The organism is Cronobacter universalis NCTC 9529 (genome assembly GCF_001277175.1).
Taxonomy (GTDB): domain Bacteria; phylum Pseudomonadota; class Gammaproteobacteria; order Enterobacterales; family Enterobacteriaceae; genus Cronobacter; species Cronobacter universalis.
On record NZ_CP012257.1, the window covers coordinates 2,200,315 to 2,225,757 of the forward strand.

Annotated in this window: 26 protein-coding genes and 1 pseudogene; 7 read left to right on the top strand and 20 right to left on the bottom strand. The window is 60.1% G+C overall.

Translation table 11 applies throughout. The annotated features are described in order from the left end of the window. Positions 1 to 20: 20 nt before the first annotated feature. The 8 genes and pseudogenes from AFK65_RS10160 to sad all read right to left on the bottom strand — a co-directional run bounded on the left by AFK65_RS10160 (position 21) and on the right by sad (position 9,039). On the bottom strand, positions 21 to 548 hold the full coding sequence (locus tag AFK65_RS10160; protein ID WP_038857129.1) for a GNAT family N-acetyltransferase: 528 nt from the start codon (positions 546 to 548) through the stop codon (positions 21 to 23). Between the two features lie 87 nt (positions 549 to 635). Beyond that, complete coding sequence (locus AFK65_RS10165) at positions 636 to 1,607, bottom strand: sensor domain-containing diguanylate cyclase (RefSeq protein ID WP_007697392.1); 972 nt, start codon at positions 1,605 to 1,607, stop codon at positions 636 to 638. Between the two features lie 69 nt (positions 1,608 to 1,676). Beyond that, positions 1,677 to 2,667: pseudogene (locus tag AFK65_RS10170) on the bottom strand (diguanylate cyclase). A 224-nt stretch (positions 2,668 to 2,891) separates the two neighbouring features. Then, positions 2,892 to 4,334: a GGDEF domain-containing protein gene (locus tag AFK65_RS10175; protein WP_053531614.1), complete on the bottom strand. Its 1,443-nt coding sequence runs from the start codon at positions 4,332 to 4,334 to the stop codon at positions 2,892 to 2,894. A 131-nt stretch (positions 4,335 to 4,465) separates the two neighbouring features. Beyond that, positions 4,466 to 4,813, bottom strand: a complete 348-nt coding sequence (locus tag AFK65_RS10180) for a DUF4186 domain-containing protein (protein WP_053531615.1) — start codon at positions 4,811 to 4,813, stop codon at positions 4,466 to 4,468. Between the two features lie 9 nt (positions 4,814 to 4,822). Further along, positions 4,823 to 5,749 (bottom strand): glutaminase B, encoded by a 927-nt coding sequence (gene glsB, locus AFK65_RS10185; RefSeq protein ID WP_007697382.1) that lies wholly within the window; start codon positions 5,747 to 5,749, stop codon positions 4,823 to 4,825. Between the two features lie 51 nt (positions 5,750 to 5,800). Then, on the bottom strand, positions 5,801 to 7,390 hold the full coding sequence (locus AFK65_RS10190) for a methyl-accepting chemotaxis protein (protein ID WP_053531616.1): 1,590 nt from the start codon (positions 7,388 to 7,390) through the stop codon (positions 5,801 to 5,803). A 260-nt stretch (positions 7,391 to 7,650) separates the two neighbouring features. After that, the gene (gene sad, locus AFK65_RS10195; RefSeq protein ID WP_053531617.1) at positions 7,651 to 9,039 is read right to left on the bottom strand and encodes a succinate-semialdehyde dehydrogenase; all 1,389 of its coding nucleotides are present in this window, start codon (positions 9,037 to 9,039) and stop codon (positions 7,651 to 7,653) included. A gap of 141 nt (positions 9,040 to 9,180) precedes the next feature. On the opposite strand from sad, the gene ptrR reads away from it, so the two are divergent. Continuing rightward, positions 9,181 to 10,053 (top strand): putrescine utilization regulator PtrR, encoded by an 873-nt coding sequence (gene ptrR, locus AFK65_RS10200; protein ID WP_007697370.1) that lies wholly within the window; start codon positions 9,181 to 9,183, stop codon positions 10,051 to 10,053. Here ptrR and AFK65_RS10205 read toward each other — a convergent pair. Continuing rightward, positions 10,013 to 10,486 carry a GNAT family N-acetyltransferase gene (locus AFK65_RS10205; RefSeq protein ID WP_007697367.1) on the bottom strand — a complete coding sequence of 158 codons (474 nt, stop codon included), beginning with the start codon at positions 10,484 to 10,486 and terminating at the stop codon, positions 10,013 to 10,015. The genes ptrR and AFK65_RS10205 overlap by 41 nt on opposite strands. Positions 10,487 to 10,655: 169 nt before the next feature. Here AFK65_RS10205 and AFK65_RS10210 point away from each other — a divergent pair, with 169 nt between their 5' ends. Continuing rightward, on the top strand, positions 10,656 to 11,600 hold the full coding sequence (locus AFK65_RS10210) for an L-lactate dehydrogenase (RefSeq protein WP_053531618.1): 945 nt from the start codon (positions 10,656 to 10,658) through the stop codon (positions 11,598 to 11,600). A gap of 35 nt (positions 11,601 to 11,635) precedes the next feature. On the opposite strand, the gene AFK65_RS10215 is transcribed toward AFK65_RS10210, so the two are convergent. Next, positions 11,636 to 12,433 carry a PhzF family phenazine biosynthesis protein gene (locus AFK65_RS10215; RefSeq protein ID WP_032804574.1) on the bottom strand — a complete coding sequence of 266 codons (798 nt, stop codon included), beginning with the start codon at positions 12,431 to 12,433 and terminating at the stop codon, positions 11,636 to 11,638. Positions 12,434 to 12,644: 211 nt separating this feature from the next. Here AFK65_RS10215 and AFK65_RS10220 point away from each other — a divergent pair, with 211 nt between their 5' ends. The 4 genes from AFK65_RS10220 to marB all read left to right on the top strand — a co-directional run bounded on the left by AFK65_RS10220 (position 12,645) and on the right by marB (position 15,200). Beyond that, a complete protein-coding gene (locus tag AFK65_RS10220; protein ID WP_053531619.1) occupies positions 12,645 to 13,844 on the top strand; it encodes a sugar transporter in 1,200 nt (399 codons plus the stop codon). A 246-nt stretch (positions 13,845 to 14,090) separates the two neighbouring features. Continuing rightward, complete coding sequence (marR, locus tag AFK65_RS10225) at positions 14,091 to 14,525, top strand: multiple antibiotic resistance transcriptional regulator MarR (RefSeq protein ID WP_007697341.1); 435 nt, start codon at positions 14,091 to 14,093, stop codon at positions 14,523 to 14,525. Positions 14,526 to 14,543: 18 nt separating this feature from the next. Continuing rightward, the gene (gene marA / locus AFK65_RS10230; RefSeq protein WP_004384918.1) at positions 14,544 to 14,918 is read left to right on the top strand and encodes an MDR efflux pump AcrAB transcriptional activator MarA; all 375 of its coding nucleotides are present in this window, start codon (positions 14,544 to 14,546) and stop codon (positions 14,916 to 14,918) included. Positions 14,919 to 14,987: 69 nt separating this feature from the next. Continuing rightward, positions 14,988 to 15,200 (top strand): multiple antibiotic resistance protein MarB, encoded by a 213-nt coding sequence (gene marB, locus AFK65_RS10235; RefSeq protein WP_053531620.1) that lies wholly within the window; start codon positions 14,988 to 14,990, stop codon positions 15,198 to 15,200. A gap of 26 nt (positions 15,201 to 15,226) precedes the next feature. Here the strand turns inward: marB and eamA are convergent, their stop codons facing one another. Then, positions 15,227 to 16,123, bottom strand: coding sequence for an O-acetylserine/cysteine exporter (gene eamA, locus AFK65_RS10240; protein WP_053531621.1), 897 nt, complete (start codon positions 16,121 to 16,123; stop codon positions 15,227 to 15,229). 207 nt (positions 16,124 to 16,330) lie between these two features. Between eamA and ydeE the strand changes: the two genes are divergently transcribed. Continuing rightward, positions 16,331 to 17,524 carry an efflux MFS transporter YdeE gene (gene ydeE, locus AFK65_RS10245; RefSeq protein ID WP_053531622.1) on the top strand — a complete coding sequence of 398 codons (1,194 nt, stop codon included), beginning with the start codon at positions 16,331 to 16,333 and terminating at the stop codon, positions 17,522 to 17,524. 38 nt (positions 17,525 to 17,562) lie between these two features. Here ydeE and AFK65_RS10250 read toward each other — a convergent pair whose 3' ends face one another. The 9 genes from AFK65_RS10250 to AFK65_RS10285 form a co-directional block, all read right to left on the bottom strand. After that, positions 17,563 to 17,973 (bottom strand): hypothetical protein, encoded by a 411-nt coding sequence (locus tag AFK65_RS10250; protein WP_081589382.1) that lies wholly within the window; start codon positions 17,971 to 17,973, stop codon positions 17,563 to 17,565. Positions 17,974 to 18,054: 81 nt separating this feature from the next. Next, a complete protein-coding gene (locus AFK65_RS10255; protein ID WP_007697317.1) occupies positions 18,055 to 18,384 on the bottom strand; it encodes a DUF1493 family protein in 330 nt (109 codons plus the stop codon). Further along, complete coding sequence (locus tag AFK65_RS21025; RefSeq protein WP_071881981.1) at positions 18,369 to 18,830, bottom strand: STM2901 family protein; 462 nt, start codon at positions 18,828 to 18,830, stop codon at positions 18,369 to 18,371. The genes AFK65_RS10255 and AFK65_RS21025 overlap by 16 nt, the downstream gene beginning before the upstream one ends. A gap of 164 nt (positions 18,831 to 18,994) precedes the next feature. After that, a complete protein-coding gene (urtE, locus tag AFK65_RS10260) occupies positions 18,995 to 19,693 on the bottom strand; it encodes an urea ABC transporter ATP-binding subunit UrtE (RefSeq protein WP_007697313.1) in 699 nt (232 codons plus the stop codon). Between the two features lie 9 nt (positions 19,694 to 19,702). After that, a complete protein-coding gene (gene urtD / locus AFK65_RS10265; RefSeq protein ID WP_007697312.1) occupies positions 19,703 to 20,500 on the bottom strand; it encodes an urea ABC transporter ATP-binding protein UrtD in 798 nt (265 codons plus the stop codon). After that, entirely contained in the window at positions 20,500 to 21,573 is a 1,074-nt protein-coding gene (gene urtC, locus AFK65_RS10270) for an urea ABC transporter permease subunit UrtC (protein ID WP_053531623.1), read from the bottom strand. The genes urtD and urtC overlap by 1 nt, the downstream gene beginning before the upstream one ends. Then, a complete protein-coding gene (urtB, locus tag AFK65_RS10275) occupies positions 21,570 to 23,135 on the bottom strand; it encodes an urea ABC transporter permease subunit UrtB (protein ID WP_053531624.1) in 1,566 nt (521 codons plus the stop codon). The genes urtC and urtB overlap by 4 nt, the downstream gene beginning before the upstream one ends. 175 nt (positions 23,136 to 23,310) lie before the next feature. Further along, the gene (gene urtA, locus AFK65_RS10280) at positions 23,311 to 24,582 is read right to left on the bottom strand and encodes an urea ABC transporter substrate-binding protein (RefSeq protein WP_007697309.1); all 1,272 of its coding nucleotides are present in this window, start codon (positions 24,580 to 24,582) and stop codon (positions 23,311 to 23,313) included. Between the two features lie 36 nt (positions 24,583 to 24,618). Next, positions 24,619 to 25,320 (bottom strand): GntR family transcriptional regulator, encoded by a 702-nt coding sequence (locus AFK65_RS10285; RefSeq protein WP_053531625.1) that lies wholly within the window; start codon positions 25,318 to 25,320, stop codon positions 24,619 to 24,621. Positions 25,321 to 25,443: the final 123 nt, after the last annotated feature.

Consider the following 25,443-nt stretch of genomic DNA (forward strand, 5'->3'; position numbering starts at 1 on the left):
AGCTGAGTTATTAAAAAATTTTATAGCTGCTTAAAAAAAACGGTTGTGCCGCAGGGGGCGCCGTCCGGCATCAGGGCGTAATTCGGGATCACGCCGGCCTTTTCCCATTGATGACGTGAATAAAATCGTTCGGCATCGCTGCCGGTAGACGTATCCAGCACCAGCACCGTTTTACCGGCTTTACGCGCCTCGCTTTCCAGGGTTTCCATCAGCGCCCGGGCGATGCCGCCGCGACGCGCGCGTCGATGCACCAGGAGTTTCGAGACATCCGCGCGGTGGGGCTGGTTTTCCGGCTGGCTGAGGATCAGTTGTACGGTGCCGACGGCCTTTCCCTGTTCATCAAATGCCGCCAGCACCAGGCGATCGTCGCGGGCCGCGCTTTGCGCGACATCAAGCCAGAAGGCGCGCGCTTTCTCCGGGCTGAACGGCAGCATAAAGCTCACCGACGCGCCGCCTTCCACGCAGTCAGTCAGCACATCGCACAGGGAATCTAAATGGGTGGGGATCTCCGCCGCGCTGAGGCGACGAACGGTATACGCCAGGGTCATTGGTACTCCGCCATGAGGGTTTATCAAAGGGTTAACAGATAAGCCTTATCATGGCGGAGATTCGCCGCAACGGGTCAGAGGAAAATCTTATCCTGCGGCGTGTTTGTGCGTGGTTTTCATCTTGTACATCTCGTCATCGGCGGCTTTCAGCAGCCCCGCGAGATCGCACTGTCGCTCTTCATCAAACTGCACCACGCCCCAGGAGAAACCGAGCCGCCACGGTTTACCGCTCTCCCGGTTAAAGGCGTCGGTCTGCTCGACCAGATACTGCATCGCAATCCACGCGCCTTTGTCGTCGGTATCGTTAAACAGCACCACAAATTCATCGCCGCCGAGACGCGCCAGAAGATCGCTGTCGCGGAACGCGTTTTTCATCACCATCGCCATCGCGTTTAACGCTTCATCGCCGGCGGCGTGTCCCCAGGTATCATTGATCTCTTTAAAATCGTCGAGATCGATAAACCCGAGCGACATCGGCTCGCTGCGACGCCGGTGGGTCGAGAACGCGTAGCCGGCAAGCGAAGTAAAGCCGCGGCGGTTCAGCAGCCCGGTGAGTTCGTCGCTGGTCGCCACGCTGAGCACCATAAACTCATCTTCGACAATCGCCGCCAGATCGCGCAGCAGCAGCGCGTCGGACTCGGTGAATTCCCGCGGCTCGGTGTCGATAATGCACAGGGAGCCTGCGGTCGCGCCATCGGGCAGCCGCACCGGACAACCGGCATAGAAACGAATATGCGGCGGGCCGTTGACCAGCGGGTTATCGCGAAACCGTTCATCGCCAAGCGCATCGGCGATAATCAGCGGCGCGTTGCTTAAAATCGTATGTCCGCAGAACGAGACGCGGCGCGGAATAGGTTTGGGCTCGGCGCCATCGCAGGAGACGAACCAGAGCTGCTCCTGGTCGACGAGGCTTATCAACGCCACCGGCGCGTTAAAAAGGCGCTTCGCAAGCCGGGTAAGACGGTCAAAACGCTCTGTCGGCGCCGCATCGAGCAGGCCAGAATCATGCAGGGACTGAAGACGCGCCTGCTCATTAACCGGGATATCGGGTGTTTTCATTGCGCAACCTGTAAGCACTGTTTAATTGAAGCATAGCGTATCCGGCATCAGGCAAAGAGGCCGCCGCCGTCAAAGCGCGTAAATACGATTTTTACCTTCGCGCTTGGCGCTGTAAAGCGCGTCGTCCGCGGCTTTCAGCCACTGCGCCGCGCTCCGCATGTCCGCCGTGGCGCGCGATACCGATACTGAGCGTGCAGCGCTGCGCGCTGTCGGGGAAAACGTCCATCTGCGCGGCCTGCGCCATGATGCGATCGCCCACCGCACAGGCGCGGCCAAAGGCGGTATCGGGCAGCAGCACGACAAACTCATCGCCGCCAAAGCGCGCTACGGTATCGCCCGCACGCGTCGCCTCGCGCAGGATCTCTGCAAAGGTGACCAGCAGCCGGTCGCCCGCCTCATGGCCGTAACGATCGTTCGCCGCTTTAAAATCATCAATGTCGATAAACATCAGCGCCGCAGGCTGTTCCCTGGTGTGAAAACGTCTCAGGGCCGCGTCGATATCGTGCTCAAGCCTGCGACGGTTGGCGATATTGAGCAGCGGATCGGTATTGGCGAAGCGTTCAAGCTCGCGGGTTTTCTGGCGCAGACGCGTTGAGAGCGCATGGCTCACGACACTGAGCGCCAGCACATAAATCGCGATGAGCGGCAGCGTGGCGTAAAGCGTGCGGGAAGAAACGGCCAGATGCACCGGCAGCCCGAGCAAAAGCCAGGTCGCGCCGAACATCAGGGCCATGACGCCTGCGGCCTGGCGCATCAGGGGAAAACCGCCCGCGGAAAGCCTGTCGGAGAGCAAAATAGTGGCGATCGCGACAGAGGTGAGCGGCGACAGCGCCGTCTGGGCTATCCAGAAGCCGCCCGCCGCCGCGTCCGCCAGCAGGTTTTGCAGTTCTGTGCGTGCGGGATGGCGGCTGCGGCGCGCGCGGTAACGCGCGACAAGAGGCCAGACAAAGGCATTGGCCGCCAGCAGCGCCTGCGTCCATAACGGGCGCTGGAGCTCCAGCAACAGGGCGAACAGCGGGATAAAACAGAGCGTGGTGCCCAGCTGGCGCATAAAAAACATGCGCCTGACGAACCTGAGCGCGGAGGAATGCTGATGACGGTTTAGCTGCTCAGATGCGCTCTTCATACCAGTATCCGGTGACGAAACCCAGCCATCTTAGTAACCCAGGATCCTGGCGGCAAGTACTTTAAAGCGCTCGCGGAAACAATCGCTCACATTCTGAAAAGAAACGGCAGTTCAATATCTTATTCGCGCGCCAGGGGCACGGCATCGTCGCGATACGGTTATGACAGATGTTGCGCCAGACGCAGCGTCGGCTGATGCTCATCGTGCACCGAGGTCCGGTTGCGCCCCTGCCGTTTGGACTGGTACAGCAGGCTGTCCGCTTCGCGCATCAGCCGGGTGAAGGTGTCGCTGACCCGCTCACGCGGCGCCGCGTCATAGCCAAGGCCGATACTGACGCTGAAAGAGAGCGTCTGCCCTTCCCAGACGACCGTTTCCCCGGCCACCCGCTGGCGAAGGGTCTCGGCCAGCTGACAGGCGCGATCGAGCGTCATGTCCGGGCAGACGATCACAAACTCTTCGCCGCCCATCCGCGCCACGCGCCCGGCGTCGGCCGTCAGCTCGCGCAGCTTCTCCCCGAAGGTCGCCAGCACCGCATCGCCGCACTCATGACCATAGTTATCATTAATGCTCTTGAAGTGGTCCAGATCCATCAGCATCACGCACAGCGGCCGCCCGGCGAGCGCCGGATTGTTATCGTCGCGCGCCAGCGCCTCGAAAAGCCCGGAGCGTGAATAAACGCCGGTGAGATGGTCGTAATTGGCGCGCCGGGAGATCTGCGCCAGCAGTGAGTTAATGGCGCTGACGCTCACCGCCACAATCGCCGGGCAGATAGCGATCGTCGCCACGCCAAGTCGCGTCGAAAACATCTGGCTGCCGACAGAGAGCCTGGCGGAGCTGATTTCAATGATCCCGGCGCTCACCAGAATAATTTGCAGCACGCCGGTGCAGAGCGTTAAGAAACAGGTCACATTGAGCGGATAGCGCACCGCGCACCAGATCAGCGCCGCGACCGGGAATGCCAGACAGCCCGCGCCGCCAATCACCACCGAGGCCGCAAGCGACGCCACCAGCGCCAGAAACGGCCACAGCGCTTCGGGTTTTATGCGTGCAGGCCACGACGGCCGCGTAAGCGTTAGGATCCACGGCATCAGGAGCACGCCCGTCGAAAACTGTTCGCTGAACCAGTCGCACAAAAGCGGCAGAAACCCCTGCGCGTTAACCCCGAGGCTGCCCGTCGCGCCGAAAAAGGCGCACAGCAACGCCGCCACGAGACAGTAGTTAAAAAGCCGCAGCGCGTTAACCGGGCGTGCGAGCGCGGGCCCGCGCCGTTTATCGCGCACCAGCAGCAGCGCCACGGTGATGATAAACACCATATTGGAGAAGTTAATCAGCAGCGAAGCGGCGCCCCAGCTGGTCGTCATCGCATCGTACGCGAGCATCGCCACATAACAGATGGCGTAGTAACCGGGCCGATTTAAGAACGGATAACGGGCGAACACCGCCGCCATGACCGCATTCAGCGGCCAGAACAGCGACAATGGCTCAACCAGGCGCATCATGGCGCCCAGGAAATAAAACAGCGTGGTCAGAAGAAAAAGGAGGGATGCGTTGAGCAACGTTTTTTCTTCACGAAAACCAGTCAGCTTCGCCTGGTTAAACATAATCTATCGCTTACGGCTGCGGGCGGCGGCAGGGAGACGGCGCCGGGATAACGGAATGGCAATAAGCTTAACACGTTTTAAACACAAATCTGCGGGTGTTTACGCGTGTCAGCGGAAAATCGCGCCGCCGTTTAGCGGTTCATCTCCTGCACCAGCCAGCGGTGGATGACAGTGACGACATACGCCTGCTGCGGCGCGCTGAGCGCCACGCCCGCCGGAATGTTATGCCACTTCGCCAGACACCCGCGACAACAGGTGGCGGTGGCGTGCTGGGCGATAAACACCGGATGCCCGCGCATCGGCGTCTGTTTGCCGTCATTGGCGGGCTCGGCGGGCGCCAGCCGTCTGGCGATAAAGTCCGCGGCGTGCTGGTCAATCACCTCCGGGCCTTTATCCATACAATACTGCCGCTCTTTCGCGCCGAGGTGAAAACGGCGGCGAAAGGCGGAGCGGTTCAGGCGCGCGAACAGCGCATCCATAACGCCTCCTCAGAAAATAGAACGGCCAATTTCGCGGGCGAGAATTTCCAGCGCCGCGATACCGGCGAGAGAGTTACCGGCGTGATCGAGCGCCGGGCTCCAGACCGCGATAGACATCTCGTGCGGCACCACGGCGATAATTCCCCCGCCGACGCCCGATTTCCCCGGCATCCCCACGCGCCAGGCGAATTCGCCGGAGCTTTCATACATTCCGCTGGTGGCCATCAGCGCGTTAACCTGGCGGGCCTGCAACGGGCTTATCACCGGGGTATCGAGGTGCGGCGCCCTTCCCTGATTCGCCAGAAACAGAAAGGCGCGCGCCAGCTCCGCGCAGCTCATCTTCAGCGCGCAGTAGTGAAAATAGTTTTGCAGCACCGTGATGACATCGTTATGGAAATTGCCGAAGGATTTCATCAGATACGCGATGGCGGCGTTGCGGGCGGAGTGCTCAAACTCAGATCGCGCCACGGCGGCGTCGTAAATAATATCCTGCGCGCCGCACAGACCGCGCACCACTTCCAGCATCCGCTGTTTCGGGGCGCTTAAGCGGCTTTGCAGCATATCGCAGACCACCAGCGCGCCCGCGTTGATAAACGGGTTACGCGGTTTGCCCTGCTCCAGCTCCAGCTGCACCAGCGAGTTAAAGGGCTGCCCGGAGGGATCTTTCCCTACCCGCTCCCAGATCTCATGATCGTCATAGCGGCCCATCGCCAGCACCAGGCTCAGGACTTTAGAGATCGACTGAATGGAGAAGCGCTCATCGGCGTCGCCTGCGGCAAAACATTCGCCGCCGACCGTACAGACGGCGATGCCAAGCCGGTCGGCGGGTACATCCGCCAGCGCCGGAATATAGTCCGCCACCTTGCCCTGTGCGGCGAGCGGGCGCACCTGTTCGAGAATTGAAGCCAGTAATTCGTTATTAAGCGTGTGGGTCACCAGAGACTCCCGGCGCGAAGGACGATCGTTCGGGCCGGGAGTATAGCAACCTCAGGCGGGAAGACGAAAGCGGGAGACGGCCTCCGTGAGCCTGCGCGATTCATCACGCAGGCGCAGCGACGCCTGCGTGGTGTGCTGCACCAGCGTTCCGGTTTCACCCGCCACCTGGTTGAGCGCGCCGATGCGCTGCGTTACCTGGTGAATGCTGTCGCCCTGGTTGACCGTCGCCACGGCGATTTCGCCCAGCAACCCCGTCAGATGACTCACCAGCGCCATCACCCGGCCCAGATTCTCTTCAAGCTTCGACACCGCCTCCGAACCTTTCTCTATCCCCTGTAACGAGTGATGGATCAGTTCCTGAATGGTCTGCGTCGAATGGCTGCTCTTACGCGCCAGCAGCCCGACCTCTTTCGCCACCACGGCGAAACCGCGGCCGTGGTTTCCGGCGTGCGCGGCTTCGATGGCCGCGTTGAGCGCGAGAATATTGGTCTGGAACGCGACGCTGTCGATCATCGCCACGATCCCGCGCATCTCGGAAGAGCGCGAGACGATATCCTGCATCGAGTGGTTCACCGTCTGCATCATTTCGTCACCGCCGGCGGCCACACCACGGGCTTCATCGGCGCGGGCGTTCGCCACGCGGGCGTATTCGCTGTTCTCTTCCACATGCGCTTCCAGCGTTTCGATATGTTCAGTGACTTTTCGCAACTCTTCCGCCTGCAGTGCCGAGTGGCTGAAAAGCTGCTCATTACCCGCCGCCAGCTCGCCGATATTGGCGACAATCGCGGACGTCGCCTCACGCACATCATTCACCAGCTGTTGCAGCCCGCCCTGCATCTGCCCGATGCTCTGGCTCAGCTCCGCCATTTCACGGTTTACCAGCTTGCCCTCAGGCAGCGGCGCACAGAGATCGCCTGCCGCCAGCCTGTTGATATGCGCGATAAGCCGCGTGAGCGGGCGGATCACCCAGACGGCCATACTGCGCCATACCAGCAGCGCGATAATCAGCAGCACGCCGAGCGCCATGATAAACAGCCGCTGCGCCTGCTCAAGCCCGCCCAGCAACTCGCGGCTGTCGTTGTCCGCTCGCTGCGCATTCGCGCTCTGATAGCGGGCGAAGTTGTCGTTGAAATCGGCCTGGAACGCCTGCACCGGCACCGCGAAAAACGCGTCAATGCTGTTGGTGCTGACCAGTCCGTCCGCCTGCTCTTTCAGCGCGCCATAGAAATTCTGGTAACTTGCTTTCAGCGGATCGTCTTTCGATGGATTGAGTTTGCCGTAGCGCTCAAACGCGGTATGGGAGCGTTTCAGCGCGGCCTGCGCCTCATCCATCAGGCTGTTCCAGCTTCCCACCGAGCCGGTTTCTTTATCCTGCATAAAGTAGATGCCTGCACGGTTCAGCAAGTCGCTTGCCATCAGGAGCGTGACGCGGGAGTCATCCATCGCCGCCTGCTGCTGGCGTTGCGCCTCGCGGTGCTGGACCTGCTGCTGCGTGTCGCCAAGCAGCGACGAGAGCATGAGCGTTGAGAGAATTTGCAGTGCGGAGAAGAGCGTAATAACACACAGAATGCCGGCCATCAGCCCGAAGCGAGTGCGCGGCACGACGCGCCGGATGGCGCGGGAAATTTTAGTTAGGTTCATGTTTTTCTTCGTTAAACAGCGAAAACCTCCGCGAGTCTACAAAGCAAAAATGACAGAACCATGTCACGCATATGACAAAGGGCCGCATGAGCGGCCCTTACTCCCAGGGCGGGTAGGCGAAGCGCACCCGCTGGTCAAACTGAACCACGGTCACCGTTGGGCGGGTAAGCTCGTAGGGCGGGTAAGCGAAGCGCACCCGCCAGCCAGACCAAACAACTGTGCGCGGCCCGGCGGGATAACGCTTTGATTCGCCGTATCGCTTAGCGGCGGTTTTTCCAGACGGTCTGAATGTTGCAGAACTCATGCAGACCGAAGTGGGACAGCTCGCGGCCAAAGCCGCTCTTCTTCACGCCGCCGAACGCCACGCGGGCGTCGCTCGCGCAGTAGCCGTTAATAAAGACGCCGCCGCACTCCAGACGCGCCGCGAAATCCTCCGCGCGGGCGTCATCGGCGGTCCAGACGGTCGCGCACAGCCCAAATTCGCTCTCGTTCGCCAGCTCCAGCGCCTGTTCGGCGTCGCGCGCCACGCTGATGGCAGCGACCGGTCCGAACAGCTCCTGACGAAACGCGGTCATCTCGCGCGTCACGTTGCCAAGCACCGTCGGCGCGTAGAAATTCGCCGCCCCGGCTACTTTCTCGCCGCCCAGCAGCAGCGTCGCGCCTTCGCTGAGCGTCGCCGTCACCTGCGCATGCAGCTCGTCGCGCAGATCAAAACGCGCCATCGGGCCCAGGAAGGTGTTTTCATCGGTCGGCGCGCCCATTTTCAGCTGCTGCGCGGCGGCCACGAATTTTTCGGTAAAGGCATCGGCGATGCTGGCTTCCACGATAAAACGCTTGGAGGCGGCGCATACCTGTCCGGTGTTCTGGTAGCGGCCCGCCACCGCCGCTTTAACGGCTTCGTCGAGATCGGCGTCCGCCAGCACGATGAACGGATCGGAACCGCCCAGCTCCAGCACGCATTTTTTCAGCGCCGCGCCCGCCTGCGCGCCGATTGCGGCACCCGCACGCACGCTGCCGGTCACGGTAACGGCGGCGATACGCGGATCGTTAATCGCCTGGCTCACCCCGTCGTTGGTCGCATTAATGACTTCGAACACGCCGGCCGGCACGCCCGCGTCTTCAAAAATCTCATTAATCAGCAGCGCGCAGCCCATCACGTTCGGCGCGTGCTTGAGTAGATAAGTGTTGCCCGCCAGCAGGATCGGCACCGCGCCGCGCATCACCTGCCACAGGGGGAAGTTCCACGGCATTACGGCGAGGATCGGACCGAGCGGGCGGTATTCAATCACCGCCTGCTGGTTTTCCACCAGCGTCGGCGCGGTCGCGAGCATCGCCGGGCCGTGTTCGGCATACCAGTCGCAGAGCGCGGCGGATTTCGCCACTTCGCCACGCGCCTGGAGGATCGGTTTGCCCATTTCAGCGGTGATCATCTGCGCCAGCTCTTCACTGCGCGCGCGCAGCGCATTGCCGATGTCACGCAGCGTCTGCGCGCGCTCATCAAGGCGGCTGGCGCGCCAGCGGCGAAAGCCTTCGCTGACGTGGGTAACGGCGAGCTCAACCTGTTCGGCGCTCGCCAGCGGGTACGCCGCCAGGGTTTCGCCGGTGGCCGGGTTTACGGAAATCGCGTGGGTGGCAGGGGAAATGCTCATCAATGGCCTCTCTCTTATGTGTTGTTATCCGTGACGCTTTTTTATACAAAACACGTCAAACCTATTGTCATAGCCTGGCCTGCTCTGGTATTTCTGAAAAGTGAATAATATTGACGATTCCATTCACCCGGAGAGAATGCGATGGATTTAACCCAGCTTGAGATGTTTAACGCCGTGGCCGAAACCGGCAGCATCACGGCCGCCGCCCAGCGCGTTCACCGGGTGCCGTCTAACCTCACCACCCGTATCCGCCAGCTTGAGGAAGATTTAGGCGTGGATCTGTTTATCCGCGAGAACCAGCGCCTGAAGCTCGCGCCCGCCGGGCACAGTTTTCTCGCCTACAGCAAACGTATTCTGGCGCTGGTGCAGGAGGCGCGCGAGGTCGTCTCCGGCGACGAGCCGCAGGGGATTTTCTCGCTCGGGTCGCTTGAGAGCACCGCGGCGGTGCGTATCCCCGCCGTGCTCGCCGCCTTTAACCAGCGCTACCCGAAAATTCAGTTCGATCTGGCGACCGGCCCGTCCGGCACCATGATTGACGGCGTGCTGGCGGGCGAACTGAGCGCGGCGTTTGTCGACGGCCCGGTCCTGCATCCGAATCTCGAAGGCATGCCGGTCTATCAGGAAGAGATGATGCTGGTGGCGCACGCGAATCATCCGCCCGTGACGCGCGCGCGGGAGATTAACGGCGCGAGCATTTACGCCTTTCGCGCCAACTGCTCGTACCGGCGGCATTTCGAGAGCTGGTTTAAAGAAGATCAGGCGATGCCGGGCAAGATCCACGAAATGGAGTCTTACCATGGCATGCTGGCGTGCGTGGTGGCCGGGGCCGGTGTGGCGATGATCCCTCGCAGTATGCTGGAGAGCATGCCGGGCAGCCATCAGGTGCAGGCGTGGCCGCTGGCCGATAAATGGCGCTATATCGATACCTGGCTTATCTGGCGGCGCGGCGCGAAAACCCGCCAGCTCGACGCCTTTACAGCGCTGCTGCCGTCTCCGACACCCGCTTTCGCATAAACACGCTCAGCGGATCGGGCTGGTACGGCGCAAACGGTGCGGTGTGCGTATAGCCGCAGCGCTCATAGAGTTTCACCGCCGCGTGCTGGTGAATGCCGGTTTCCAGCTGTAACGTATGGCAGCCGCGTGACAGCGCGGCGGCTTCCAGCGCCGCCATCAGTTTTTCGCCGAGCCGCTGCCCGCGGTGACGCGCATCGATATATACCCGTTTGATTTCACCAGAGCCGTCGGCGTTCAGCATCACCGCGCCGCAGCCCACCGCCTCGCCCTGATGGCGGATCACCATAAAAATCATCTCATCATCCGGCACGTCGGCGAGATCCACCAGATGGTTGCTCTCTGCGGGATACAGCGTGTTCTGGTAAGCGTCCAGCGCGGCAATCAGCGCCCGGCTTTCTGCGCTGCCTGGCGCTTCGGGGGTTATCGGGTACATAGCGGCTCCTCCGTTGTTTTTATTAGCTTTACCGTTTGCGCGCGCCGCCGACAACCCACCGGTCAGACGATTGTCTTATGTTGCGCGCTTTAATACACAATGGGGATTTCCCGGCACCGGCTTGTGCAGGTACTCTGTGCGGCGAAATGGGTTAACAAGGAATGACGCCATGAATAACAGAGCACGAAAAGTGATGATTATCGGCGCGGGCAACGTCGGCACCGCCGCCGCCTGGGCCCTGCTGAACCAGAATATCGGCGAGGAGCTGATTCTGGTGGATCTCGATGCCGCGCGCGTCGAGGGGCACTGTCAGGATCTGCGCGACGCCGCCGCCTATATGCCGGGGATGATCAAAATCTCCACCCGCCAGGCACAGGAGTGCGCGGATGTCGATATCGCGGTGATCACCGTCTCCGGCGGCGCGCTGAAGCCCGGCCAGACGCGGCTGGACGAGCTGACCAATACCGCGCGCATTGTGGGCCAGATCGTTCCGCAGATGATGGCGGGCGGCTTTAACGGCATTTTCCTCGTGGCGACTAACCCGTGCGATATCATCACCTGGCAGGTATGGAAACTCTCCGGCTTGCCGCGCAACCAGGTGATCGGCACCGGCGTCTGGCTCGATACCACCCGCCTGCGCCGCACGCTGGCCGAAGCGCTGGAGATCGGCCCGCAAAGCATCGACGCCTTTATCCTGGGCGAACATGGCGACACCCAGTTCCCGGTCTGGTCGCACTCTTCCGTGTATGGCTCCCCGGTGGCGCAGGTCTATGAGCGCAAAACGGGTAAGGCGCTCGACACCGCAGCGCTCGCCGAGCGCGTGCGCAGGCTGGGCTTTGAGATTTACGCCCGCAAAGGGTGTACGGAATATGGCATCGCGGGCACTATCGCGGAGATCTGCCGCAATATCTTTACCGGCAGCCACCGGGCGCTGGCGGTGTCGTGCATTCTTGACGGCGAATATGGCGTGGACAACGTGGCGATAGGCGTACCGGCGGTTCTGGCCCAGAACGGCGTGCAGCAGATTATCGAACTGCAGCTGGAAGGCGAAGAGCAGGCGAAGTTTCAGCATTCGGTCGCGGTTATCAAAGAGAATATCGCCCGCCTGCCCTGATCATAAAAATGGCGCCCGCAACGGGCGCCGAATCATCAGCGCAGCAATACCTGGCCGATAAGATAAGTGACCGCCTGCCCGCCAATCAGCACGCGATCACCCTGCCATTCACAGCGTAAATCGCCGCCCCGCGCCGAAACCTGGCGCGCCATCATCGTGGTTTTGCCAAGCTTTGCGCCCCAGAAGGGGATCAGCATACTGTGCGCCGAGCCGGTCACCGGATCTTCCGCCACGCTCTCTCCGGGGCAGAAAAAGCGACTGACGAAATCATACGGGCCGCCGGGCGTGCCGGGCGCGGTTACGCAGACCTGTTTGCCGAGCGGCAGCAGCGCATGAATATCCGGGGTCAGCGCCTCCACCTGCGCCTGGGTCGGAAGCTCCACAAGATAGTCGCGATAAGCCGTCACCGACACCGCGCCGTCAATCCCCAGCGCGCTCAGCAGCAGCGCGGGCGCCTCCACCGGCTGCGCCTGCCACGCCGGGAAGTTCAGCGTCAGCCAGTCCCCGCGGCGCGTAACGGACACCTCACCGACAAAGCGCGTCGAGAAACGGATTTCGCTGTGCGGGTAATCGAGGTGCTCGAAAATGACATGCGCGGCGGCAATCGTGGCGTGGCCGCAGAGGTTGATTTCATAGCGCGTGGTAAACCAGCGCAGTTCGAAACCGTCGTCGGTGCGCACGAAAAAGGCGGTTTCCGACTGGTTATGCTGCTGCGCCATCGCGAGCAGCGTCTCATCCGGCAGCCATTCGCTTAACGGACAAACCGCCGCCGCGTTGCCGCTGAAGGTTTTATCGGCGAACGCATCCACCATATAAAAATCAACTGATTGCATTGTCATCCCCACCCTGTTTTTTGTCGTTGCTGTTTTATACACCGTATCACGCGCCCTGAAACGCGTGACGATAATTGCGTTTCTGCCGCTTCGTTTGTTACATAACGGGTACAAAAATGAGATTTGCGTCACAAAATGGTTGTATCCCGGCAGGCGAAAGTTTTAAGATCGCTTGCTTCTTATTCACTTCTGACCAGCGCGAATCTTTTTTATGACGATGAATACAGTCTCTCGCAAAACGGCGTGGCTGCGGGTGGTTACGCTTGCGGTCGCGGCATTTATTTTTAATACCACCGAGTTTGTGCCGGTGGGCCTGCTCTCCGATATCGCCGCGAGTTTCCATATGGAATCCGCGCAGGCGGGCATTATGCTGACCATCTACGCCTGGGTGGTGGCGCTGATGTCGCTGCCGTTTATGCTGCTGACAAGCCAGGTGGAGCGCCGCAAGCTCCTGATTGCGCTGTTTGTGGTCTTCGTCGCGAGCCATATGCTGTCGTTTATGGCCTGGAGCTTCGAGGTGCTGGTCATCAGCCGTATCGGGATTGCCTTCGCTCATGCGATTTTCTGGTCGATTACCGCGTCGCTGGCTATTCGCCTGGCGCCGCCGGGCAAACGCGCCCAGGCGCTGAGCCTGATTGCGACCGGCACCGCGCTGGCGTCGGTACTCGGCCTGCCCATCGGGCGCATCGTCGGACAATATTTCGGCTGGCGCACCACCTTTTTCGCCATCGGCATCGGCGCGCTGATTACGCTCGCCTGCCTCGTGAAACTGCTGCCGAAAATCCCGAGCGAACACTCCGGCTCTCTCGCGAGCCTGCCGGCGCTGTTCCGCCGCCCGGCGTTGCTGTGCATCTACGTGCTGACCGCGGTTGTGGTGACCGCGCACTTCACCGCCTACAGCTATATTGAGCCGTTCGTGCAGAACGTCGCGGGCCTGAGCGAAAACTTCGCCACCTTCCTGCTGCTGGTGCTCGGCACCGCGGGGATTATCGGCAGCGTGATTTTCGGCAAGCTCGGCAACCTGCACGCGTCCGGGCTTATCAGCAGCGCTATCGGCGTGCTAGTGATTTGTCTGCTGTTGCTGCTGCCGGCCTCGCACAGCGCCGTTAACCTGACGGTCCTCTGCGCCTTCTGGGGCATCGCGATTATGCTGATTGGCCTCGGGATGCAGGTGAAAGTGCTGGCGCTGGCGCCGGACGCCACCGATGTCGCGATGTCGCTCTTCTCCGGCATCTTTAACATCGGCATCGGCGCGGGCGCGCTGGTGGGCAATCAGGTGAGCCTTCAGCTCTCGATGTCGTCCATCGGGTATATGGGCGCCATCCCGGCGCTGGCCGCGTTTGTCTGGGCGATTGTGATTTTCCGCCGCTGGCCGGTTCAGCTTCCTGAGGAACAACCGCACCACGGTTAACCTTAACGCCGCCGCTTCAGGCGGCGTTTTTTTATCTTTTTTCTCTGTTTTCCCCGCTTCGCGTTACGTCATCGCGCCCTTAAAAGGCGGCGGCTATCGCACTGATAGCTTCTGTCTTTCCTTTGATTCTGAAGGTTTTTTAACGTTTTTTAGCAGATCGTGTGATCGAAAAAATCATTCGGTTGACTTATGTTTGCCTGGGCAATAATATCTCGCGTGACTAATCTACTTGCCTGGGCAACTATGTTGGAAAATAACAGCGATCTGTTTAACGAGATTATTCCTTTAGGACGGCTGATTCATCTGGTGAATCAGAAAAAGGATCGCCTGCTCAATGAGTACCTCGCCCCGCTCGATATCACCGCGGCGCAGTTTAAGGTGCTCTGTTCCATTCGCTGTCCTGGCCGCATCACGCCGGGGGAGCTGAAAAAAGTGCTCTCAGTAGATTTAGGCGCTCTGACGCGCATGCTGGATCGTCTGGTATGCAAGGGATGGGTGGCGCGTCTGCCTAACCCGAACGATAAACGGGGCGTACTGGTTGAGCTCACGGAAGAAGGCGCGGCGCTGTGCGAACAGTGCCACCAGCTGGTAGGACAAAACCTGCATCAAGAATTAACAAAAAACCTGACGGCAGACGAAGTGGCGACCCTCGAATACCTGCTTAAAAGGGTGCTGCCGTAACAGCAAAGAGGTAAGACGATGTCCAGACGCAACAATGATGCCATTACTATTCATAGCATTTTGGACTGGATTGAAGATAACCTGGAATCCCCCCTTTCCCTTGAGAAAGTGTCGGCGCGTTCGGGTTACTCGAAATGGCACCTGCAACGTATGTTCAAAAAAGAGACCGGTCACTCGCTGGGCCAGTATATCCGCAACCGGAAACTGACTGAGATTGCCCTCAAACTCAAAGAGAGCGACGAACCGATTCTTTATCTGGCCGAGCGCTATGGGTTTGAATCCCAGCAGACGCTGACCCGCACGTTTAAGAACTATTTCTCCGTGCCGCCGCATAAATATCGGGTGACGCGGATGCCGGGCGAAGGCAAATACCTCCACCCGCTGAATCACTGAGCAGCACAAAACGCCGACGGCGGCACTCCGCCGTTACACTTCTCCGTTAAGGAGATAACCGAGGATATTATGAAATCCATCACGCGCGCCGCGGCGCTGTTTCTGGCGCTGACCTCCGGCTACGCGCTGGCAGGCAGCCCCAAAACCGACGCGTGCGCCGCAGACGCCAGCACAATGATGGTGCCGATTGAGCATCACGAGTCGCTGGATCTCAGCCATCGCAGCGCGGGCAGCGATAAATCAGACGAACTGGGCGTGCCGTACTACAACCAGTCGCGTTAAAAAAAACCGGGCTCAGCCCGGTTTTTTTATGCGCTGCGCACCGCCCGCCGTACCCGCCAGCCAAAGACGTTGATATACAGCCCCGCCATCACCAGCAGCGCGCCGATAATCTGTAAGGCTGAGAGCCGCTCATCCAGCAGCAGCGCGGCGCTGGCAAGCCCCACCACCGGCACCAGCAGCGAGAGCGGCGCCACGCGCCAGGTCTCATAACGCCCGAGCAGCGTCCCCCAGATGCCATAACCCAGGATCGTCGCGATAAACGCCAGATAGACCAGCGACAGCACCGTCACGCTGTCGATATTCACCAGACTCTGCACCACCGCATCCGCGCCGTCGAACACCATGCTCGCCGCAAAAAACGGCAGCACCGGGATCAGCGCGCTCCACACCACTAGCGACATCACCGCAGGCGGCGTCGGCAGCTGCATGATTTTTTTGTTGAAGATATTGCCGCAGGCCCAGCTCAGCGCGGCGGCGAGCGTCAGCATAAAGCCGGTCAGCGCCACATGCTGGCCGTTAAGGCTGCCTTCAATCAGCACCAGCATCCCGCCGACGGCGAGCGCGATGCCGGTGAGCTGTTTGGCCTGGAGGCGTTCGCGAAAGGCGAACACGCCGAGCACAATGGTGAAAAACGCCTGCGCCTGCAACACCAGCGAGGCGAGCCCCGCGGGCATCCCGAACTTAATGGCAGTGAAGAGAAACGCGAACTGCCCGAAGCTTATCGTCAGTCCGTAGCCCAGCAGCAGGCGAAACGGCACTTTCGGGCGGGCGACAAACAGCAGCGCGGGAAAGGCGACCAGCAAAAACCGCAGTCCCGCCAGCAGCAGCGGCGGCATGGCATGTAACCCGACTTTGATTACTACGAAATTCAACCCCCAGGCCAGCACGACCAGCAGCGCCAGCAGTCCGTCTTTACGCGTCATCCCCTGCCCCTGTTATTTATTAAAATTATGTTAATACTTCACCATACCGGAATCTTCCGATGAGAGACAGATCACTAATTTATGGGGGGAAAGTAAAGCACTTCTGAACCCAGGACGGGGTGTACAGCGCCCTGACGCCGTGTTATTGCTTTAAAAGCGCGCTGAAAAGGCTCGCTCTTCCGCTCACCTTATAAAAAAGATAAGAAAATGTTATCAAAGAAAACGCGTTCCACCGTCGCGCTGCTGGGCTCATCGTTAATGCTGACCATCGGCCGCGGCGCCACGCTGCCGTTTATGGCGATTTATCTCGCGAAGCGCTTCGCGATGTCGGTCGATGAAATCGGTGTCGCGCTCACCAGCGCCATGACCGCAGGCGTCTTTTTCAGCCTGGCGTTCAGCGTGTTCGCCGACCGCTTCGACAAAAAGCGCTATATGCTTATTGCCATCGCCATCTTTGTGGCGGGCTTTGTGGCGATCCCGCTGGCCCATAACGCCCTGCTGGTGATCCTCTTTTTCGCCATCATTAACTGCGCGTACTCCGTCTTTTCTACCGTGCTGAAAAGCTATTTCGCCGACACGCTGGGCGCGGCGGCAAAAGCGCGTATTTTCTCGCTTAACTACACCTTCCTGAATATCGGCTGGACGGTCGGCCCGCCCATCGGCACGCTGCTGATGGTCTATGGCCTCAATATGCCGTTCTGGCTCTCGGCGGTGACCTCCGGCATGACCTTTGTGGTGATCAGCGTTTTTGTGCAGCGCGTGACGCCGGCGCACGAGCAGGCGGATTCCCCTTCAGGCCCGCCGCCGCTCTCGCTGCTGTGGCGTGACCAGCGTCTGCTGTGGTTTACCGGCTCGGCGTTTCTCGGCTCGCTGGTGGCCGGCTCCTTTGCCGTCTGTATTTCGCAATATGTCCTGACCTTCTCCGACAGCGCGCTGGCGCAGCAGATTGTCGCGGTAGTGCTGCCGGTGAACGCCGTGCTTGTGGTTTCGCTGCAATATCTGGTGGGCCGAAAACTGCGCGCCGAGAACTTAAGCCGCCTGATGCTCTTCGGCACCGTCTGCTTTATTCTCGGTCTCGGCGGTTTCCTGATGTCGGGCACTAATCTCTGGATGTGGGGCGCGGCGGCGGCGGTCTTTACGCTTGGCGAAATCATCTATGCGCCGGGTGAATATATGCTGATCGACAATATCGCCCCGCCGGGACTGAAAGCGGGCTACTTTTCCGTACAGTCGCTCGGCTGGCTGGGCGCGGCGTTCAACCCGATGTACAGCGGCTTTGTACTGACCACGCTGCCGTCATGGTCGCTGTTCGCGTCGCTGATGGTCTTTGCAGCGACCGCGTATCTGATGATGGTGAAAGGCATGCGCGTGAAAGCCGTTGGGGTGATGCAGCCAGGCTGAGCGAAGTGCGGGCCGGGTAAACGCCTGGCCCGCACGTTTTATAGCGGAGGGATTTTTAGTAAAACGGCGACCTGCCGATAGACCGCATATTTCATAAAAAGCATCAGCCCACAGCCGAGAGGCCAGTAAAAGCTTAACAGTGCGCAGAGCATGAAACGTGTTGAGGCACCGAAACAAAAAAGCAGTGTCGGTATTAAAAACATCAGAAAGAAATGCCCCTTAATTAAGCGAAGCGGTAATAACGCCATCATCATGAATGCTGGAAATATGCCATACCTCAAGGCTAAATTAAGCGAGACTGTCACCCGAACGCTATAAGCACCATAAAATGCCCGCCATACAAAATAATAGAGCGCATCGTGTAATATGAGTATGCAGGACATGGAGGCGAGCACCATTAAGGGACGGAAAATTATCTCACAGAAGAAACGCCTGAAATCGTTATCCATGATCTTTTATCCTTTCTGCCAGACCGCATTCAGTCCACTTCGTTGAGAAATGTAGCCATCTCGTCAAGAGATTAACGGGATTTATTCATATAACCAGCGCCCCGCCTTGGCGCTCTCCACCAGCATTCCGATGGTAAGCGGTTTATGCGGGTCAGGCTCTTTGCTTCCAAAATAGTCGGGATGGAAATAATCGAGAATTTCAAAGCTGCCCGGCTCGACACGCCAGCGGCTAAAATAGGCTTGCAGTAGTTCTTCATTATCCTCGAAGACAAGTTTCAGGTCATCTCTGATTCGGGTGTCGCGCGTCACGGGACGTTTGGGGCCAAAGAGAAAATACTTTCTGGGGTTATAATCCCGATCTATGAATTCGATGATTTCTTTCTCGATATCTCTCATCAGAAGCTTGTCCACTGTATGCGATCCTGAGGAGCCACAATAAGATTAAACGTTTCTTTCACTTCTTGCTGGATACTGTAGATAGTAGTAAGACTCATCACCCAACCAAGCCATGGCATGCTGCGGCCGACAAATCGTCCTAAATTATTCGTTGATGTCAGTTTCAGGGTAGAAATAGATGCGCCAGTATAAGTAGGCAGTCTCACACCCCGCGGCAACCTATAGTTTAACCAACGGCTAATATATTTTGAAGCGATCGACGTGCCAGGTGTTGCGTTGCCAGGTTTAGCTCTGGTTTTTATAATGGGTTGGCCTGAAATCACAAGCGCTGCATCAATGACTGAAATACCTAGACGCTGACTGACAACTACGGTTGTGATAGCCCACCACAGTTGTTGGGGCGTCAGATTTGATACGCCGCCGTAAAAATAAGTTCCTTTTAATGTTTCAGTTGTATCCATTCGTTAAAGCCCTTTTTTAATAAAATCGTAAGGCCTCAATAATGGCATACAAAGCATTACTCTTGTGTGTGTTAGACATCAAGTAACGGGTTTCGCACTGCTGAAATAAGAATTCATCAAGTCGGTAATAAAAAGCCAGCCTCCTGCCAGCCTTTTTACCGCTATCAAATCGCCACCAGCCCCCGCACGCCGTCGGCTTCCATCGCAGCGCCAGGGCCGCGCTGTACGATAGCGCCGCGGGACATCACCAGATAGTTATCCGCAAGCCCGGCGGCGAAATCGTAAAACTGCTCCACCAGCAGAATGGCCATATCGCCGCGGGCGGCCAGCGAGCGGATAACCTCGCCAATCTCTTTGATGACCGACGGCTGAATGCCCTCGGTGGGTTCGTCGAGGATCAGTAACTGCGGACGGCTGGCGAGCGCCCGCCCGATGGCGAGCTGCTGCTGCTGCCCGCCGGAGAGATCGCCGCCGCGCCGCTGGCGCATCGATTTCAGAACCGGAAAGAGCGTATAAATCTCTTCAGGCACGCTTCGGGCGTCGGCGCCGCGAAAGCGCGACAGCCCCATCAGCAGGTTTTCCTCCACCGTGAGCCGCGGGAAAATCTCGCGCCCCTGCGGCACATACGCGATACCCGCCGCCACCCGCTGGTGCGGTTTGTAACGGGTGATGACGTCGCCCTGCCAGGTTACGGAACCGGTTTTCGCCGGGATCAGCCCCATCAGGCATTTCAGCAGCGTGCTTTTGCCCACACCGTTGCGCCCGAGCAGACAGGTCACTTCGCCGGGGCGCGCCTCAAGCGACACGCCGCGCAGGATATGGCTGCCGCCATAGTATTGATGCAGTTCATCAACTTTTAACATCGCGGCTCCTTAACGCCCGAGATAGACCTCAATGACCTGTTCGTTGGCCTGAACCTCCGCCAGCGAGCCCTCTGCCAGCACCTGGCCCTGATGCAGCACCGTCACTTTGTCGGCGATGGTCTCCACGAAGCCCATATCGTGCTCCACCACCATCAGGGAGTGTTTCCCCGCCAGCGCGCGAAACAGCTCGGCGGCGTAGTCGGTTTCCGCGTCGGTCATGCCTGCCGCGGGCTCGTCGAGCAGCAACAGGTGCGGCTCCTGCATCAGCAGCATGCCGATCTCCAGAAACTGCTTCTGGCCGTGCGAGAGCGCGCCGGCCTGGCGCTGGCGCTCTGCCCCTAACCGCAGCGTCGCCAGCATCGCGTCGATACGGTCTGTCTGTTCGGCATTCAGCCGCGCGCGCAGCGTCCCGCGCACCGTTTTATCGCCCTTTTGCGCCAGTTCCAGATTTTCAAACACCGTCAGCGCCTCAAACACCGTCGGCTTCTGGAACTTGCGCCCGATGCCGCGCCGGGCGATTTCTACCGGTTCAAGGCGCGTCAGATCGGTTTGCTGATCGTAAATCGCGCGCCCGCTCTGAGGCCGGGTTTTACCGGTAATGACATCCATCAGCGTGGTTTTGCCCGCCCCGTTGGGGCCGATAATGCAGCGCAGTTCGCCGACGCCGGTGGAGAGCGTCAGATCGGTGAGCGCCTGGAAGCCGTCAAAACTGACGTTGATTTTCTCCAGTTGCAGCACCGGATCGGTCTGCGCGCGAAAGCGGTCGGTCTCATACTGCCGGGTGTAGAGCGTATCCGTGGCGTGCATTATTTCTCTCCTCTGCGCAGAAGCCCCGCCACGCCGCGCGGCAAAAACAGGGTGATCAGGATAAATATCAGTCCTAAAAAGAGCTGCCAGTACTCCGGCATTACCACGGTGAAGAGGCTTTTGGCCCCGTTGACCAGCAGCGCGCCGAACACCGGCCCCACCAGCGTGCCGCGTCCGCCGAGCGCCACCCAGATAGCGGCTTCGATGGAGTTGGTCGGCGACATTTCGCCGGGGTTAATGATGCCGACCTGCGGCACATAGAGCGCGCCTGCGAGACCGCACATCACGGCCGAAATCGTCCAGACCAGCAGCTTGAAGCCGCGCGGATCGTAGCCGCAGAACATCAGGCGGCTTTCAGCGTCGCGCACCGCCGTCAGCACCCGGCCAAATTTGCTGCGCGCGAGCCACAGCCCGACGGCGAGACAGGCCAGCAGCAAAGCGAGCGTGGCGATAAAGAGCGCGATGCGCGTGCCGGTCGCGGTGAGCGAAAACCCGAGCAGCGTGGTAAAGCCGGTAAAGCCGTTGTTACCGCCAAAGCCGGTTTCATTGCGAAAAAAGAGCAGCATCCCGGCGAAGGTCAGCGCCTGGGTAATGATGGAGAAATAGACGCCCTTGATTTTAGAGCGGAACGCAAAAAAGCCGAAAACCAGCGCCAGCAGCCCCGGCACCAGCACCACCAGCAGCAGCGCCCAGAGAAAATTCGACGTGCCCCACCAGTACCACGGCAGCTCGCTCCAGGAGAGAAACGACATAAACGCGGGCAGCCCGTCGCCGGCCGCCTGGCGCATCAGGTACATGCCCATCGCGTAGCCGCCGAGCGCGAAGAAAATTCCGTGGCCGAGTGATAAAAGCCCGGCGTAGCCCCAGACCAGATCCAGCGCCACGGCGACAATCGCGTAGCAGAGTATTTTACCCATTAATGTCAGCGTCCAGGTGGAGACCGCGAGCGGGTGGCTTGCGGGTAACAGCGTCAGAAACGGCAGCGCGAAGAGCGCCGCCAGCGCCAGCCCGCCTGCGATAAGGCTCAGGCGCGGCGCTTTTCGGACCAGCGTCAATGTAACCGGCTGCGTCATTCCACGGCCCTCCCTTTGAGTGCGAACAGCCCCTGCGGGCGCTTCTGAATAAACAGAATAACCATCACCAGGATGGCGATTTTGCCGAGCACCGCGCCGACCTGCGGCTCGAGGATTTTATTAAAGATGCCCAGACCAAACGCCGCCGCCACGCTACCCGCGAGCTGGCCGACCCCGCCCAGCACCACGACCAGGAATGAATCGATGATGTAGCCCTGACCGAGCTCCGGCCCGACATTGCCAAGCTGTGAGAGCGCCACACCGCCAAGCCCCGCGATACCGGAGCCAAGCCCGAAGGCCAGCATATCGACGCGCCCGGTCGGCACGCCGCAGCAGGCGGCCATCGCCCGGTTCTGCGTGACTGCGCGCACATTCATACCAAGCCGCGTTTTATTAAGCACAAGCCAGGTGAAAAACAGCACCAGCAGCACAAAGCCCATTACCACCAGTCGGTTCCACGGCAGGATCAGGTTCGGCAGCACCTGGACGCCGCCGGAGAGCCAGGCCGGGTTCGCCACCTCGACGTTTTGCGCGCCAAACGCCATGCGCACCAGCTGGATAAGCATCAGGCTGATGCCCCAGGTGGCGAGCAGCGTCTCCAGCGGGCGGCCATACAGATGGCGAATAATGGTGCGCTCAAGCGCCATTCCGGCGCAGGCCGTCACCAGAAACGCCACCGGCAGCGCCAGCAGCGGATAGAACGCCAGCCACTGCGGCGCAAATTCCGCCAGCGCGTTCTGCACGCACCAGGTGGCGTAAGCGCCGAGCATCAGCATTTCGCCGTGGGCCATATTGATGACGCCAAGCAGGCCGTAGGTAATCGCAAGACCGAGCGCGGCCAGCAGCAGAATCGAGCCGAGCGACAGCCCCATAAAGGCCTGGCCGAGCAGATCGCCCGCCATCAGGCGATGGTCAATCGCGCGCACGCTTGCCGCCGCGGCCTCGCGTACCCGGGCGTCAGGCTCGCTGGCCGCGTCGGTAAAAGGCTTGAGCCGCGCGCGGGTTTGCGGATCGCCGGATTCGCCAAGCAGCGTGACGGCGTTCAGGCGCACCGCCGCATCCGGGCTTGCCAGTTGCAGGCTGGCGAGCGCGGTGGAGAGCGCCCCGCGCACGGTATCGTCTTTTTCGGCGGCCAGGCGCTGGGTCAGTAAAGGCATCATTTGCGGATCGCCGTCGCGCTGTAACGCGCGGGCGGCATCAAGACGCTCCGTGACGTTGTCACTTACCAGGCGGTGCGCGGCCAGCGCCGCGGCGGCCAGATTGCGCAGGCGATTGGTGAGGCGGAGCGGTTTTACCGCCCCTTCCGGCGTGGCGGCGCTCCCGAGCGCGGTCAGTCCTTCCGGGCGCTGCGCGAACGGATGTTTCTGCGTATCGACGACCAGATTCTCCTGGCCGAGCGCCACCAGCAGCGGCAGACGGGCGGCGTCCGGCGCTGTCGCCCAGGTTTGCAGCAGCGTCGCCTGTGTGCTTCGGCTGGCGGCCGCGAAATCATCGGCGTCACCCGCGCGGGCGAGCCACGGCACCAGCAAGGCAGCGACCATCAGCCAGCGGAATAATGTCATGGGTATCTCCTTTGCAACCTTTATGGCCTCGGTATGTAAGCAACGGTGTCGAGCGGTATTCATGGCGGGTGCGCAAGCTTACCCGCCCTACGAAGAACAAATGTGTTTTGTAGGGCGGGTAAGCTTGCGCACCCGCCACATTAACCGGCACAATTGCCTGGCCCGTGACCGCCCCTTAATTGCTGGCGGTTTTTACCGGCGTATCGGCTTTTTTGTCGTTCCCGGCGATATATGGGCTCCACGGCTGCGCGCGCACGGGCGCTTCGGTCTGCCACACCACGTTGAACTGACCATTGCCCTCGATTTCGCCAATCATCACCGGCTTATGCAGATGGTGGTTGGTGTTATCCATCGTCAGCGTAAAGCCGGATGGCGCTTTAAACGATTGCCCCGCCATCGCCGCGCGCACTTTATCGACATCCGTCGTGCCCGCCTTCTCTACTGCCTGCGCCCACATATGAATACCGACATAGGTCGCTTCCATCGGATCGTTGGTGACCACGGTATCGGCGTTCGGCAGCTTGTGCGCTTTGGCGTAAGCGCGGTAATCAGCGACAAATTTCTTGTTTTCCGGGTTATCCACCGACTCGAAGTAGTTCCACGCGGCCAGGTTGCCCACCAGCGGTTTGGCGTCGATCCCGCGCAGTTCCTCTTCGCCCACCGAGAATGCCACCACCGGCACGTCGGTCGCCTTCAGCCCCTGGTTCGCCAGCTCTTTATAGAACGGCACGTTGGAATCGCCGTTAATGGTGGAAACGACGGCCGTTTTACCGCCCGCGGAGAATTTCTTGATACTGGCGACAATGGTCTGGTAGTCGCTGTAGCCAAACGGCGTGTAGACCTCTTCGATGTCTTTGTCCTGAACGCCTTTGGCGTGCAGGAACGCGCGCAGGATCTTATTGGTGGTGCGCGGATAGACATAATCGGTGCCGAGCAGGAAGAAGCGCTTCGCGCCGCCGCCATCTTCGCTCATCAGGTACTCCACCGCCGGGATCGCCTGCTGGTTGGGCGCGGCGCCCGTATAGAAGACGTTCGGCGACATCTCTTCGCCCTCATACTGCACCGGGTAGAACAGCAGCCCGTTGAGTTCTTCAAAGACCGGCAGTACCGATTTGCGCGAGACCGACGTCCAGCAGCCAAAGACGGCGGCGACCTTATCCTGGCTCAGCAACTGGCGGGCTTTCTCGGCGAACAGCGGCCAGTTGGAGGCCGGATCGACCACCACCGGCTCCAGCTTTTTACCGAGAACGCCGCCTTTGGCGTTGATCTCATCGATGGTCATCAGCGCCACGTCTTTGAGCGGCGTTTCGGAAATCGCCATCGTGCCGGAGAGCGAGTGCATAATGCCCACTTTAATGGTGTCGGCGGCCTGGGCGCTGAAGGCGAACCCCATGCTGATGACCGAGGCGGAAAGGGCGAAAGCTTTTAACAGAGTACGACGATGCATAAGGGTGACTCCTGATAATGGATGCTGTGTGTACGGTTAATCTGACGTGCCACGCCGCGCCTGTTGCAGGGCGTGCAGCGTAATCTTGCGAACCTCTTTCTGGCTTTGGGCGATATGGTCGTGCAGTCGGGTCCGGGCCTCCTTCAGGTTGCGTTCAAATATGGCGAGCAGGATCTGGCCGTGCTCGGCGTAGGTCGCGCTGACGCGCGACGCCTGGGTGAAATCCATGCGGCGCACAATGCGGATTTTTTCCGTGACCTCGCGATGCACGCGCGCCATCTCCGGGTTGCCCGCGGTGCCGACGAGCGTCATGTGGAACGCTTCATCGTGCGGCGCGACATCGCCGCCTTCGGCGAGCGGCGGCGCATCTATCCAGAATTCGCGCAGCTGACGCAGCGGCAGCGGCGTGACGTGCGCCGGCAGGGCGCAGAGGCGCGCGACGGCTTCTGTCTCCAGCACAATGCGCAGATCGTAGAGCGCCTCCAGATGGTCGAAATCGATCGGCCGCACCTGCCAGCCGCTGCGCGGCTGGACGTCGAGATAGCCTTCCTGTTCAAGCCGGTGCAGCGCCTGGCGCACCGGCGTGCGGCTCGCGCCCATGCGCGCGGCGACGTCGTTTTCGCTGAAGCGATCGCCGGGCAGCAGCCGGAAATCGAAGATCGCCTGTTTCATCAGCCGGTAGATGCGATCGCCCTGCGCCTCCGGGTGCGCCGCGCGTTGTCGGGCAGTGAGTGGCATAGCGCCTCCTGTTGGCGTCTGGTTTGACATGGCGGGTGCGCGTCGCTTACCCGCCCTACAAGCTTCCGTTGCCTGGTTTAACTACGAGGGACTGCTTCCGTTGTAGGGCGGGTAAGCGTCAGC

What these genes read in the sequence shown, in the direction of transcription:
- AFK65_RS10160 (WP_038857129.1), bottom strand. Translation starts at nt 548, where the DNA reads ATGACCCTGGCGTATACCGTTCGTCGCCTCAGCGCGGCGGAGATCCCC.
- AFK65_RS10165 (WP_007697392.1), bottom strand. Translation starts at nt 1,607, where the DNA reads ATGAAAACACCCGATATCCCGGTTAATGAGCAGGCGCGTCTTCAGTCC.
- AFK65_RS10175 (WP_053531614.1), bottom strand. Translation starts at nt 4,334, where the DNA reads ATGTTTAACCAGGCGAAGCTGACTGGTTTTCGTGAAGAAAAAACGTTG.
- AFK65_RS10180 (WP_053531615.1), bottom strand. Translation starts at nt 4,813, where the DNA reads ATGGATGCGCTGTTCGCGCGCCTGAACCGCTCCGCCTTTCGCCGCCGT.
- AFK65_RS10190 (WP_053531616.1), bottom strand. Translation starts at nt 7,390, where the DNA reads ATGAACCTAACTAAAATTTCCCGCGCCATCCGGCGCGTCGTGCCGCGC.
- sad (WP_053531617.1), bottom strand. Translation starts at nt 9,039, where the DNA reads ATGAGCATTTCCCCTGCCACCCACGCGATTTCCGTAAACCCGGCCACC.
- ptrR (WP_007697370.1), top strand. Translation starts at nt 9,181, where the DNA reads ATGGATTTAACCCAGCTTGAGATGTTTAACGCCGTGGCCGAAACCGGC.
- AFK65_RS10205 (WP_007697367.1), bottom strand. Translation starts at nt 10,486, where the DNA reads ATGTACCCGATAACCCCCGAAGCGCCAGGCAGCGCAGAAAGCCGGGCG.
- AFK65_RS10210 (WP_053531618.1), top strand. Translation starts at nt 10,656, where the DNA reads ATGAATAACAGAGCACGAAAAGTGATGATTATCGGCGCGGGCAACGTC.
- AFK65_RS10215 (WP_032804574.1), bottom strand. Translation starts at nt 12,433, where the DNA reads ATGCAATCAGTTGATTTTTATATGGTGGATGCGTTCGCCGATAAAACC.
- AFK65_RS10220 (WP_053531619.1), top strand. Translation starts at nt 12,645, where the DNA reads ATGACGATGAATACAGTCTCTCGCAAAACGGCGTGGCTGCGGGTGGTT.
- marA (WP_004384918.1), top strand. Translation starts at nt 14,544, where the DNA reads ATGTCCAGACGCAACAATGATGCCATTACTATTCATAGCATTTTGGAC.
- marB (WP_053531620.1), top strand. Translation starts at nt 14,988, where the DNA reads ATGAAATCCATCACGCGCGCCGCGGCGCTGTTTCTGGCGCTGACCTCC.
- eamA (WP_053531621.1), bottom strand. Translation starts at nt 16,123, where the DNA reads ATGACGCGTAAAGACGGACTGCTGGCGCTGCTGGTCGTGCTGGCCTGG.
- ydeE (WP_053531622.1), top strand. Translation starts at nt 16,331, where the DNA reads ATGTTATCAAAGAAAACGCGTTCCACCGTCGCGCTGCTGGGCTCATCG.
- AFK65_RS10250 (WP_081589382.1), bottom strand. Translation starts at nt 17,973, where the DNA reads ATGGATAACGATTTCAGGCGTTTCTTCTGTGAGATAATTTTCCGTCCC.
- AFK65_RS21025 (WP_071881981.1), bottom strand. Translation starts at nt 18,830, where the DNA reads ATGGATACAACTGAAACATTAAAAGGAACTTATTTTTACGGCGGCGTA.
- urtE (WP_007697313.1), bottom strand. Translation starts at nt 19,693, where the DNA reads ATGTTAAAAGTTGATGAACTGCATCAATACTATGGCGGCAGCCATATC.
- urtD (WP_007697312.1), bottom strand. Translation starts at nt 20,500, where the DNA reads ATGCACGCCACGGATACGCTCTACACCCGGCAGTATGAGACCGACCGC.
- urtC (WP_053531623.1), bottom strand. Translation starts at nt 21,573, where the DNA reads ATGACGCAGCCGGTTACATTGACGCTGGTCCGAAAAGCGCCGCGCCTG.
- urtB (WP_053531624.1), bottom strand. Translation starts at nt 23,135, where the DNA reads ATGACATTATTCCGCTGGCTGATGGTCGCTGCCTTGCTGGTGCCGTGG.
- urtA (WP_007697309.1), bottom strand. Translation starts at nt 24,582, where the DNA reads ATGCATCGTCGTACTCTGTTAAAAGCTTTCGCCCTTTCCGCCTCGGTC.
- AFK65_RS10285 (WP_053531625.1), bottom strand. Translation starts at nt 25,320, where the DNA reads ATGCCACTCACTGCCCGACAACGCGCGGCGCACCCGGAGGCGCAGGGC.